Origin of the sequence: Candidatus Enterococcus myersii, assembly GCF_017316025.1 — a bacterium.
Lineage (GTDB): Bacteria > Bacillota > Bacilli > Lactobacillales > Enterococcaceae > Enterococcus_C > Enterococcus_C montenegrensis.
Genome location: NZ_JAFLVT010000016.1, coordinates 38,594 through 50,478, shown reverse-complemented (window position 1 = coordinate 50,478; position 11,885 = coordinate 38,594). Strand labels below are relative to the sequence as shown.

Below are 11,885 nucleotides of genomic sequence, written 5' to 3'. Positions count from 1 at the left end.
AGGACGTCGCCACGCAAATGTTAAGCCAAGTCAGTTTGACTTGGCTTTTTTTATAGTAAAATTGTAAATAGAAACAACTATCTGGCATTAGAGATTGTCATTGTGTTTTGTTGGGGTTAGTTCGGTCATTTTAACAAGTAGTTGTTTGTTTAATTCTTTGTATTTCTCCAAAGAGTACTTCGCAAATTTTTCAGTTTGCTCATTTAAATAAGTTGGAAGATTATCAGGAGTATCTTTTATAATTTGTTTAGCTTCTGTATCGGTTTTTGCTACCTGTTTTGCCAAATAGTCACGTACTTCTTGGCGTAGCGGTAATGTTTCTTTTGTTTTAAATTCTTGATAGTTTGTTTTTGTTAAAATATTTGTTACGCGATAAGTCCAGTAAGCAGAATTTACATCTGGAAGATCAGTCCCTGCTTGATAATAGGCAGGCGTTTTGGTAATACCACTATAAAATGGGACATAATTACTTGTATCTGTCACACCTAATGCCAACCAATGAATACCACTTAATTCTTCAGGAACGTCACTACGAAATTGTAAAATATGAGACTCCATCGTATTCGGTACTGAAATCGGCCGATATTTATCAGCTTTTGATCCTGTCATGGTGTCGTATTTTGTCCCGTTGAAATGAAGGGTTAGGATATATGCAACTTTTGCAAAAGATATTGGTTCATCTGGTTTCTCAAATAGATTGAAATCAGTATCGGTGATTTTTTTCTTTTTAGATGGTGTCAGCATCCGTTGTCCGTCCCACATTCGTGGTAAATTGTACTGAGCATCTTCTTTTGTATCTGCAAAAATATCCCGGACAGAGAATTTTTCGGAATTTTTTGCGAGTTTATTCGTCTCAACAAAGTTTTTTAAGCCGGTTGAAACTTGAACGTTTCCTTGATCTGTTGTATCGATGTCCCCAATCGTCAGGGTATTGGCAATGACAGCATACTGATTATCTGGTACGCGAACGGCTACCCAATGATGTCCAGAGACAATCTCCATATACCAAATTTCTTCTTTATTTGAAAAAATTACCCCATTTACCTCAGCAGCGCCTTTTTCTTCAACGATTTTCCCTAAGCGTGCAACACCTTCTTTAGGAGAAGTAATATAAGGCAAGACAACGGTTACAATTGAATCTTCTGCAATGCCGTTTTCAACTAACGGGTCTAGTTTTAATACTTTTTCTTTTGTGGTAGCAGATTCTGTACCACTCATGGCAACGTTAGCACTGTTAATTCCAGCTTCCTCGTAAAGGCCCTCACTAGTATCCCATTCTGGTGTAGCACTATATTTTAATTGTTTGCTTGGTAGTGTAAGGGCAACTTTATTTCCCTTAGAAACATAATTAGTCGGATTTGTGTTAGCTTGACGAATGACAAAGTGTTTGGCCCAAGCAGTCCCCATATCTTCATTGCGGGCGATCATTGTTGAGCCATCGTTACTGGCATCTTTTCCTACTAACACCGTTGTACAAGCATTTGCTGTTGAAGAGATGGCTAAGGATGCGGCCGTTATTGCCAAAGTTATTCCCAATTTCTTCAACGATTTTGTTTTGAACATTTTTTTCACTCCTCTTATTCTTTTTTACGAATTGAGCATAACAATAACTGTATGCGCTTACAATGAAAATCGAAGCCTTTGTGAAAGAAAAAGCAAATAGATTAGCTGACAATGATTAGGCTTTATAATTGTAATAGTATTGTGAATATAGCGACAATTTAACTATATAAAAACTAAAAAAATTAAAAAGTTAACAGACTATATTTTTCTGCGGGATAAATTATTATTAGTTTATGTCATTTTATCTAACTTGAAGGAGTTGTAAATAAAAAAAGAACCTTGATATATCAAGGTTCTTAGAAGAGCCACCTGCCGGGCTTGAACCGGCGACCCCCACCTTACCATGGTGGTGCTCTACCAGCTGAGCTAAGGCGGCAAAATTGTTATTTCTTTCAAGCACAAGAAATATTATAGCTAAGCAAAATCATAAAGTCAATAATTTTTGCTGATAAATTAGTCACGCTACGTGATTGGGTATAATCGATAAAGTTTATTAAGTCATGACATGTTTCTAAATTAGAAAAGCTAACAGCAACTCATGAAGTAGAAGAGTTGCTGTTAGCTATTAAAAATAAGATTTTTAAAACTTAGCCGATACGCCGGTTAAGTCAGTGTAGAGGTTAGCGATCAAGGTTTGATAATTTGTTACATTCCCGTGATTACTCAAAAGAAAAACGGCATCATTGCCATCTTTACTAATAAGTACCATGCAATGTTGGGAGGCAATCATGCCATTTGCTCGCAGGTACATGCCCTTATCATACTGTCCACCAGTATAAGTTGCTTTGGTTTCTCTCTGCCATGCTGCATTCAAAACATCTGGCGTTACTAAATTTCCGGATAGTAACTGATGATAGTACCAATATAAATCTCCAGCTGTCATGCCCAGATTACCTGTACCTAATTCACGGACAAATTGCCCAGTCTTTTCTGTCACGACTTGATTATAATCAGCTGCATCTTTACCGCCATAAGAAACGGTATGATTAGCATTTTGATACCAGTTTGGATAGGTGACTAGTTGTCTAAGGCCTAATTGACTCTTAAAAGTATTTTCAACAAGTTGTGCATAACTAGTATGGGTAATTTGGCGTAAAATACCAGCTAATAAGACATAATTGACCGGAGAATAGAAGAAACGGCCACTGTATTTTAACTGTGCATTATTGACAGCAAAATTTACAACTTCAGCTTCATTGGTCACAGTCAAAGGAATTTCTGACAATGTAAGTCCTGACGTCATATGTAGCATTTGACGAATTGTGATATTTTCACTGCCAAAAACCTGCGGGAAAAACTGACTTAAAGGTGTCTCTAGACTTAAGCGGCCCGCTTCAATTTGCTTATAAATCAGAGTAGCGGTAAAACTTTTTTGAACAGAACCAATTTGGTAAAGTGAGTGAATACTATTTCGTTTTTGTTCAGCAAAGTTTTGATAACCATATCCTTGGTGCAAGATAATCTGCCCATTTTTTACAATCAGCGCCGTCCCGACAAAGTTGCCCAGTTTTAAACTATTATCATAGTTATCGCTGCTGGCAAGTAAAACATCTTTATCTAGGTTTTGATAATCATTCGCAGCAAGAGGCGTGGTGATCGTCGGATTATTTTCAGCGTCAGGCTGCTCTGTGGTGCTACTTTCAATTGTTGCTTCTTTACTAGCCTCGGTGGTACTAGCCGTAGCAAAAAAGAGATTGTGTCGATTGCCGTACAGCCAGTAGCCTAATAAAGTGAAGATTAACAAAAATAATATAGGATAAATCAATCTTTTTTTCTTATTCTTAAAATGACGTCCGCGCATAATTCAACCTCCAAAATTCAATTCATTTTACTCGTCTTTGAGCGAAAAGAAAAGTATTTTAAAAAAACTGGAGAAATTTTTTAAAATTATCTTGCGCAAATTTAAAAGTATTGCTATCATAATATTACATTATTCCGGCATAGCTCAGTTGGTAGTAGCGCATGACTGTTAATCATGATGTCGTAGGTTCGAGTCCTACTGCCGGAGTTTAACTCTCGATTTTTTAATCGAGAGTTTTTTTGTTCTTCATTGGCTAATTTCTGTCTGTTGGCACAGTTGAAAACATAGGTAAAGTATTTGTCTTTTTCGTAAAAAAGCTGTTAAGTAAATGATATTCAAATTGAAGATAACTTTAAGTTTTCTCTGCTATCCTTTTAATTGCATCACAAATCAAGTTTTGATTACAATTAAGCTATGAAAAAAAAGGAGAGCGTTATGAAGCAGCGTATGGCTTTTTTTGATAATGCGAAGTTTATCTTGATGGTTTTGGTGGTATTTAGCCATTTATTGGAACCTTTTATTGAAGATTGGCAAGGTTATCACAATCTGTACTATTTTATTTTTATGTTTCATATGCCTGCCTTTATTTTGATTGCGGGCTATTTTTCGAAAGGATTGCAAAAGGGAAAAGTAGGGAAAGTAATGAAAAAGACGTTACTCCCGTATCTGATTTTTCAATTGGTTTATTCCAGTTATTATGCCTTAATAGGATTAGAAAATCGTTTTTCCTGGGATGTTCTTGTCCCCAATTGGTCATTGTGGTTTTTAGTCAGCCTTTTTTGTTGGCAGTGTTCATTGGGCTTGTTTAATAAAATGCCTCCTTGGTTGGCACTTACCATTGGTACCATGCTCGCTTTAATTGTGGGATATTTACCATTTATTGATCGTAATCTTGCCATGCAGCGCACCTTTGTTTTTTTACCCTTCTTTTTAATCGGCCATTATTTCTCGTGGGAAAAACTAGTTGCAATTCGAAAACACCACCGCTATTCCATAGCTTTAATTGGTTTTGGGAGTATCTTTGCTTTTATCGATCAATTTGAAACCTTTAATAAGTATTTAGTTTTTGGTTCAAAACCTTATGAAGATTTTTTAAGTGCGCCCCAACTAGGAGCTTTTGTTCGTTTATTAGTAATGATATTGGGATTTGTTGGGATTTTGTCTTTTCTCTTACTCGTGCCAAGACAAAGGACCTTTTATACAGATTTGGGGAAAAACACGTTAACTGTCTATTTATTACAAGGTTTTATCGTAAAAGGGCTGCGGGCACTAAATATTGCGGATATTAATTTAGGAATTATGGGTTTTATCGGGGTACTTCTTTTTAGTATCCTTTTAACGTTTTTACTTGCAGCTTCTAAATGGCAGCAGTTGTACCTTAAAGTTAAAGTAGGACTACAAAAGAAGGCGTTAAAAAAATACGGCTAAAAGGTGCGAATAAAAAATAAGACAAAAGTTACCCTTCTACTTTGCAAAATACCAAAGTACTCTATGTACATGACCAAGATCGCGGGATTAAATTTGGTGTTTAATGAAGGGAGGTTGAAACTTTTGTCTTTTTTTGTGTCATAAAAGGAAACTGATTTGTCAGAATTTTCACATCAGTTGTAATTTTCAATTGTCAGGGGTAGAATGAAAAAGTATGTTATTTCAATCGAGAGGATGAAGAAAATGTCAGCGATTAAAAAAGAATTGACAGCCAAATTTGCTGCTGCCTTTAAAGAAAATAATAAGCAAAACGCATTACAACGAGGTGTAGTAAAAAATGGGATCAGCGCCTCAGCAGAAAATATGAGCGCGCACGTAAATAACGTGCCAGTCTTTTCTGTTGATCTTGCCACTGGGAAAGTTGCAAATCAAATGCAATCAGGACGTTGCTGGATGTTTGCTGCACTAAACACTTTCCGCCATAAAATGTTGAATGCTTTTAATTTAAAAGATTTTGAATTATCCCAAAACTACACTTTTTTCTGGGATAAGTATGAAAAAGCAAACTATTTTTATGAAAATATTTTAGCGACTGCAACAGAAGAGTTAAATAGCCGTAAAGTGGCCTTTTTATTGCAAACACCGCAACAAGATGGTGGGCAATGGGATATGATCGTTTCTATTTTTGAAAAATACGGCGTCGTTCCTAAAACAGCTATGCCTGAAAGCAGCAATTCTTCTAATTCTCGTGATTTGAACAATTATTTAAACAAAAAATTACGTAAAGATGCGGTGACGCTACGCAACTTGGTAGCCCAAGGAAAAGATGCAGCAGAAATTAAAAGTGTTAAAGAAAAAATGTTGGAAGAAGTTTATAACTTTTTGGCGATTTCTTTAGGAAATCCACCAGAAACATTTGATTTTGAATACCGTGATGAAGAAAAAAATTATCATCTGGATCAAAATTTAACGCCCCAAAGTTTTTATGAAAAATATGTTGGGGTTAACTTAAATGACTATGTCAGCATTATCAATGCACCAACTGCAGATAAACCCTACAATCAGTCGTATACGGTGGAAATGTTAGGAAACGTAGTGGCAGGCAAAGAAGTAAAATATTTAAACGTTGATATGGCTACTTTTAAAAAATTGGCAATTGCTCAATTAGAGCAAGGAGAGTCTGTCTGGTTTGGCTGTGACGTAGGTCAATCTTCAACAAGAGATTCTGGAATTATGGCACTAGATGCCTATGATGTGAATGATCTATTTGATATCGATTTTACTATGACAAAAGCCCAACGCCTAGATTATGGCGAAAGCTTAATGACGCATGCCATGGTTTTAACAGGTGTTGATTTAGTAGCTGGCAAATCAACAAAATGGAAAGTTGAAAATAGCTGGGGTGAAAAAGTTGGAACAAAGGGCTTTTTTGTAATGAGTGATGAATGGATGGACGAATACACGTATCAAATCGTCGTTCGTAAAGATTTATTATCACCAGAACAATTGGCCGCTTATGAAAAAGCACCAACTGTTTTGGCACCTTGGGACCCAATGGGCGCTTTGGCATAAGCGTAATTTTCTTGCATAGAAGTGTTAAACAAAGACTAAGCTACGATTAGTGTAGCAGAGGACTTGTGATTGTGGACAATTGTTGGCAATCATAAGTCCTTTTTGTTATGAAAGCTAGAAGAAGGAATCTTTATTACTTCTTTTATAGCAGAAGTTCTTTTACCGGAAAGGAAAATAAATACGCCACTTTGATTTTTCTGTTATACTTTTTATTAAATAGACGCAAGGGAAATCCCTGTCTTTAGAGGAGGCAGAAAAAAATGGAACAGATTATTCAATTAGAAAAAGCAGCCAATGTCCGCGATTTAGGTGGTTATAAGGCTATTAATGGTATTGTCCGAATGAACAAGGTCATCAGAAGTGCAAGTTTATCTGAATTGTCATTCAACGATCAAGAAAAATTGCAACAATACGGCGTAAAAGATGTCGTGGATTTTCGCTCACCGAGTGAAGCCACCAAAGCACCGGATAAAACAATTCCCCAAGCAGCAGAATATTTTTTACCGGTTTTTGGTCATGATGAAACCAAAGTCTCCATTTCACCCAAAGAGTTATTAAAGCAATTGGAACAGGGAATGACCGCCAAAGCGCAAATGATTAAAGTTTATCGTCATTTTATTGAAGATGAGCATGCCCAAGCAGCATACCGCAAGTTTTTGCAAATTCTATTAGAAAACGACACAGAAAATACGAGTGTTTTGTTTCATTGTACTGCTGGTAAAGATCGGACGGGATTTGGTGCGGCATTAGTATTGGATTTATTAGAAGTAGATGCCCAGACAATTATGGCAGATTATTTAGCCACCAATCGCTATTTAAATGAGCGGATATCTGCTATGGTAAAAAAAGCCAAAGAACAAGGGGCGCCAGACTTATTAGTAGCTGGGATTAAAGACTTGATGAAAGCTGATGCTCTTTATTTAAAGGAAAGTTATACAGCTGCCAGAGAACATTACGGTAGTTTAAAAAATTACGTCAAAACAGGACTTGGTTTTACTGAAGGGGAAATAAAAGACTTACAAAAATTGTATTTAATCAAATAAAAAGGGGGCGATGAAGATGCTGCCAAAAGAAATCTTAGATTCCTTGGCTTTAGATGGTAAAGCGATTCCGATTGCCGGCGGGGATGTCAATCAATCATACCGGATTATTACTGCGGAAAATAATTACTTTTTAAAATTTCATCCTGGGGTTGACCAGTCTTTTTTTCAAGCAGAAGTCAATGGCTTAAAAGAACTCACAGACTTCATCCGTGTGCCGCAAGTGTACAATTGGGGACAGACGGCAGAAGGTTCTTATTTGGTCATGGAATGGATTGAACCAGGAGAAGGTACCCAAGAAGAATTAGCGGCTGCTTTAAGCATGATTCATCACCATACGCAAGAATTATTTGGTTTTTACGAAGATAATTATATTGGCGTCTTGCCACAAGTAAATGCCCAGACAAATAACTGGGTTGATTATTTTTTAACTTGTCGGTTAGATGTACAAGTAGAGTTGGCTAAATTGCACAATGTTTGGAATCTCAAACGAGAAGAGCACTACTTACGCCTAAAAGAACATATTTACCAGGCGTGGCAAAAACGCGAGGTTATGCCTAGTTTATTACATGGCGATTTTTGGAGTGGCAATTACTTTTTTGATACCACGGGTAAGCCGGTTTTTATTGATCCGGCAGTCTCTTATGGAGACAGGGAAATGGACATTGCTATGAGCCAGCTTTTTGGTGGTTTTCGTCAGGAGTTTATCGCGACGTATGAAGATTTATTTCCCTTAGAGGAGGGCTGGCAACAGCGGCAGCCGATTTATCAACTATATTATTTACTCGTTCATTTAAATCAGTTTGGTGAAAGTTATGGTGAGCAAGTAGATGAAATTTTACAAGCTTTTTAAAACCGGAGAAAAAGTTAATTTTGACTTAGAAGTTTCAACAATCAGGTACAAGTAATCGCGTAATCGCTGAATTTATATTTTTAAAGTTAGCGCTACTTTATAGAGGGGAAAGTTTTACTCCCTTTAGAAGATAACTTGGACTAAAATTTATCGCTTTTAAGGCTAGGTTTCAATTTAGGAGGAATTTTTTGTGGCAGTAAAATATACGCGCACTCATGAAGTCGCTTATTACGAGTGTGATGTAAATCAAACAATGACATTTCCCGCAATGATTGGGGTTGCGATTAAGACATCAGAAGAACAAAGTGATACATTGAATCGTAGTGCAGAATTTGTTCATCAATTTGGACTGACTTGGGTGATTACCAATTATCATTTTAAGATCAATCGGTTACCAAAGGTTGGAGAAGTTATTCAAATTGCGACACAGGCGATGGAGTATAACAAGTATTTTTGTTATCGAAATTTTTGGTTTTACGATGAAAAAGGCAACGAATTATTAATGATTGAATCGGTATTTGTCTTAATGGATATAAAAAACCGTAAAATGGCTAGCGTGCCAGAGGAAATTATTGCCCCTTTTGAAAGTGAAAAAATTAAACGTATTAAACGATTCCCAGCTATTACAAAAGTAACGAATGGCCAGAGCCTGCCTTATCGAGTCAGATTTTACGACATCGATAGTAATCAACACGTGAATAACGCGATGTATTTTAACTGGATGATTGATGTATTGGGCTTTGATTTTTTGACTACCCATGTCCCACAAGTAGTAAATATCCGCTTTGACAAAGAAGTAGAATACGGCAATGAAGTCATGAGTCATTATGAAATTATTGCAGAAGACACAATTGAAAGTCGTCACGAAATTAAAATTGGTACACAACTTTATTGTGAAGCCAATATCAGTTGGATAGAAAAATAAAAGTAAAAAAAGACCTGTGGCAATAATTTTGTCACAGGTCTTATGTGTCTGTAAAAGTTAGGGTTAGTAAAATTTTATTTAAATGTACTGCTAGAATAAGTTTGACGTATTTTATTGTCTAAAGAGGATTAGTTTTCAATAAAATCTTTTAACTCGGCAGTGGTAAGCTGCCGGTTTTTGGCAATAAGTAATTTTAAGCGGGCTTTTTGCGAATTGATACTATTCGCAAAAATAATGCCCATTTTTTGCAACTGAACGCCACCACCTTCATAATCATAAACCGCTTCGGCGATACCATTAAAGCAGCGGGAGACTAAAATAATTGGGATTGATTGCGCCAATAATTTTTTGAGGGGGGGAATCGTGTCGGGAGGCAAATTTCCTGCACCAAGAGCTTCAATGACCAAACCATCAATATTACTATGGGCCAATGCTTCAAATAAGTCACCGTGCATGCCGGCGTAAGCTTTAACAATTGGAATCATCCCCGTGACGCTGTCCACATCAATATGGGTGGCAGGTAAAACCTCTTGCATAAAAATAATCCGACTTTTTGTTACTAAACCGACAGGACCTAATGTTGGGGTTCGAAAAGTAGCGACATTGGTTGTATGTGTTTTTGTAACATAGCGAGCAGAATGAATTTCATCGTTCATCACTACTAGGACACCTTTTTCTTTAGCTTCTTTGCATGCGGCTACGCGAATAGCCGAAAAAAAATTATATAGGCCGTCGCTACCAAGTTCGTTACTAGAACGCATGGCACCCGTGATGACAATGGGTAGTAAATTTCCAATTGTGGTATCTAAGAAAAATGCCGTTTCCTCCAATGTATCTGTCCCATGGGTAATAACAACACCATCAAAACCGCTAAGTTTGGCATCTTGGATTCTTTCTTTTAGTTGCAACATCTCATTTGGTGTTACATGAGGGCTAGGTAAATTAAAGATATCTTCTACTACTAACTCTACGTCAGCAGGAATTTCTAAATTAGCATCCATTAAAGGATTCGCCACATCAGGACTAACGCCGCCCGTTAAATGGTCTTCTTTCATGGCAATGGTGCCACCTGTATGCAAAACAAGTAATTTCTTCATGATTTTTCCTTCCTTACTTTAAATAGTAATAAAAGATTTACAGTGTTTATTGTAGCTGATTGTTTTGAGATAAACTAGTCAGAAATTAGATTTTCCTCTTCTAAGAATTGGTGCAATTTTGAAGCAGTATGGTAAACTAAAACATAGTAAAATGAAAAGGAAAAAAAGATGATTAAAGCAATTTTTTTTGATATTGACGGAACACTATTAGCAGATAATGGAAAGGTTTTGGCTAGTAGTAAAGATGCGATAAAAAAAGCGCAAGAAAAAAATATATATGTTGGCGTAGCAACGGGACGTGATCCCGTAAAAGTCAAAGAATTATTAGGTGATGTTGGATTAGATATGTTTGTCACCTATAATGGCCAATTAGTTTATACGCCGAAGCAAACCATTTATGCCCAGTCTTTTAAACCAGAAGTTTTAGAACAAGTGACGCGTTTTGCTGACACTCATAATCGTTCGATTAATTTTGGGACCCGCAATGTTGTATCTGGCAGTCGTCTTATGCGCTTGGGGCAGTCAGCTGTTGTTCAGCGCTTGGCGCGTTTTATTCCCAGCAAATTCCCCGTTAAAGCGATGCAAAATGTTATGCAGGTTTTAAGCTTTTATAAAAAAGATGATCACTATGAAAAAATGACAATCTTAAATCAGCCAATCTATCAATGTATGATGTTGAGTCCAGAATCTGAAACAGAACTTTTAAAAACAGAATTACCTGACTGTGGTTTTCACCGTTCCAATTCTTTTTCGGTTGATATTGTGCCAAAGGGTGGTTCAAAATTAAAAGGGATTGAAGTTTTCTTGCAGCATAAAGGCATTGCGCTTTCTGAAGCGATGGTTTTTGGTGATCATTACAACGATATTTCTATGATCAAAGGTGCAGGAGTCGGAGTTGCGATGGGCAATGCCAAGCGAATTACTAAAGAAACTGCTAATTATGTGACTGATACGAATAATCACAATGGCATTGCGCAAGCATTGCGCTATTATCATATTATTTCGTAAGAAGATTTTTAATAGATAGCTAAAGTGAGGCAGACAAATTATGAAAAACCCCTATGAAATGGCAACGGAATTTCACCAAATTTTTGATCCCCGCATCCCCGCAAAACCGACGGCATTCACAGCGACGGAAGCAATTTTTCGCTCTGGTTTTAAAATAGAAGAATTAGTTGAATTTCTCTATGAAAGTACAAAGGATAATTCCAGTGACTTTGTAAGTAGTATTGAGAAATTACATGAAGCCATTGATGCGGCACAAGAAAAAGTATTGCAAAAACGAGCTACTAAAACCCAAGCTGATTCAGATCCATTAGTAGGCCAGGTAGATGCATTGGTTGATTTACTTTATTTAACTTACGGCTCATTTGCTTTAATGAAAGTTGACCCGCAACCGATGATGGAAATTGTGCACGACGCCAATATGAATAAACTTTTTCCAGATGGCAAACCCCATTATGATCCCATCACCAACAAGGTATTAAAACCAGCAAGTTGGCAAGAAAATTATGCTCCAGAAGAAAAAATAAAAGCAGAACTGAAACGACAAAAAAACGTAACCCAAAGAGGAAGTTAATTCCTGTTGGGTTACGTTTTTTATTTA

The 11,885-nt window shown here is 36.7% G+C and carries 10 protein-coding genes and 2 tRNA genes; 8 read left to right on the top strand and 4 right to left on the bottom strand.

Going from position 1 to position 11,885, the window contains the following annotated elements:
• Positions 1-87: 87 nt before the first annotated feature.
• The 3 genes from JZO76_RS11100 to JZO76_RS11090 form a co-directional block, all read right to left on the bottom strand.
• Positions 88-1,563, bottom strand: coding sequence for a C69 family dipeptidase (locus JZO76_RS11100; protein WP_206904347.1), 1,476 nt, complete (start codon positions 1,561-1,563; stop codon positions 88-90).
• 303 nt (positions 1,564-1,866) lie between these two features.
• Positions 1,867-1,939, bottom strand: a tRNA-Thr gene (locus JZO76_RS11095).
• 204 nt (positions 1,940-2,143) lie between these two features.
• Complete coding sequence (locus JZO76_RS11090; RefSeq protein ID WP_206904341.1) at positions 2,144-3,364, bottom strand: serine hydrolase domain-containing protein; 1,221 nt, start codon at positions 3,362-3,364, stop codon at positions 2,144-2,146.
• A gap of 133 nt (positions 3,365-3,497) precedes the next feature.
• On the opposite strand from JZO76_RS11090, the gene JZO76_RS11085 reads away from it, so the two are divergent.
• The 6 genes from JZO76_RS11085 to JZO76_RS11060 all read left to right on the top strand — a co-directional run bounded on the left by JZO76_RS11085 (position 3,498) and on the right by JZO76_RS11060 (position 9,182).
• Positions 3,498-3,571: transfer RNA gene (locus JZO76_RS11085), tRNA-Asn, on the top strand.
• A gap of 228 nt (positions 3,572-3,799) precedes the next feature.
• Positions 3,800-4,792: an acyltransferase family protein gene (locus JZO76_RS11080; protein WP_206904338.1), complete on the top strand. Its 993-nt coding sequence runs from the start codon at positions 3,800-3,802 to the stop codon at positions 4,790-4,792.
• 243 nt (positions 4,793-5,035) lie between these two features.
• Entirely contained in the window at positions 5,036-6,364 is a 1,329-nt protein-coding gene (locus tag JZO76_RS11075) for an aminopeptidase C (RefSeq protein ID WP_206904334.1), read from the top strand.
• Positions 6,365-6,624: 260 nt separating this feature from the next.
• Positions 6,625-7,407, top strand: coding sequence for a tyrosine-protein phosphatase (locus tag JZO76_RS11070; protein WP_206904331.1), 783 nt, complete (start codon positions 6,625-6,627; stop codon positions 7,405-7,407).
• 16 nt (positions 7,408-7,423) lie between these two features.
• Positions 7,424-8,257: a fructosamine kinase family protein gene (locus tag JZO76_RS11065; RefSeq protein ID WP_206904329.1), complete on the top strand. Its 834-nt coding sequence runs from the start codon at positions 7,424-7,426 to the stop codon at positions 8,255-8,257.
• A 190-nt stretch (positions 8,258-8,447) separates the two neighbouring features.
• On the top strand, positions 8,448-9,182 hold the full coding sequence (locus JZO76_RS11060; RefSeq protein WP_206904327.1) for an acyl-ACP thioesterase domain-containing protein: 735 nt from the start codon (positions 8,448-8,450) through the stop codon (positions 9,180-9,182).
• Positions 9,183-9,310: 128 nt separating this feature from the next.
• Here the strand turns inward: JZO76_RS11060 and JZO76_RS11055 are convergent, their stop codons facing one another.
• Positions 9,311-10,279 carry an asparaginase gene (locus tag JZO76_RS11055; RefSeq protein ID WP_206904325.1) on the bottom strand — a complete coding sequence of 323 codons (969 nt, stop codon included), beginning with the start codon at positions 10,277-10,279 and terminating at the stop codon, positions 9,311-9,313.
• 168 nt (positions 10,280-10,447) lie between these two features.
• Here JZO76_RS11055 and JZO76_RS11050 point away from each other — a divergent pair, with 168 nt between their 5' ends.
• Together JZO76_RS11050 and JZO76_RS11045 are read left to right on the top strand one after the other, a co-directional pair.
• Positions 10,448-11,287 carry a Cof-type HAD-IIB family hydrolase gene (locus tag JZO76_RS11050; protein ID WP_206904320.1) on the top strand — a complete coding sequence of 280 codons (840 nt, stop codon included), beginning with the start codon at positions 10,448-10,450 and terminating at the stop codon, positions 11,285-11,287.
• Positions 11,288-11,327: 40 nt separating this feature from the next.
• On the top strand, positions 11,328-11,858 hold the full coding sequence (locus JZO76_RS11045) for an HAD family hydrolase (protein WP_206904319.1): 531 nt from the start codon (positions 11,328-11,330) through the stop codon (positions 11,856-11,858).
• Positions 11,859-11,885: the final 27 nt, after the last annotated feature.

Bases quoted from the DNA above. Each gene is read 5' to 3' on its own strand.
- JZO76_RS11100 (WP_206904347.1), bottom strand. From the start codon at position 1,563: ATGTTCAAAACAAAATCGTTGAAGAAATTGGGAATAACTTTGGCAATA.
- JZO76_RS11090 (WP_206904341.1), bottom strand. From the start codon at position 3,364: ATGCGCGGACGTCATTTTAAGAATAAGAAAAAAAGATTGATTTATCCT.
- JZO76_RS11080 (WP_206904338.1), top strand. From the start codon at position 3,800: ATGAAGCAGCGTATGGCTTTTTTTGATAATGCGAAGTTTATCTTGATG.
- JZO76_RS11075 (WP_206904334.1), top strand. From the start codon at position 5,036: ATGTCAGCGATTAAAAAAGAATTGACAGCCAAATTTGCTGCTGCCTTT.
- JZO76_RS11070 (WP_206904331.1), top strand. From the start codon at position 6,625: ATGGAACAGATTATTCAATTAGAAAAAGCAGCCAATGTCCGCGATTTA.
- JZO76_RS11065 (WP_206904329.1), top strand. From the start codon at position 7,424: ATGCTGCCAAAAGAAATCTTAGATTCCTTGGCTTTAGATGGTAAAGCG.
- JZO76_RS11055 (WP_206904325.1), bottom strand. From the start codon at position 10,279: ATGAAGAAATTACTTGTTTTGCATACAGGTGGCACCATTGCCATGAAA.
- JZO76_RS11050 (WP_206904320.1), top strand. From the start codon at position 10,448: ATGATTAAAGCAATTTTTTTTGATATTGACGGAACACTATTAGCAGAT.
- JZO76_RS11045 (WP_206904319.1), top strand. From the start codon at position 11,328: ATGAAAAACCCCTATGAAATGGCAACGGAATTTCACCAAATTTTTGAT.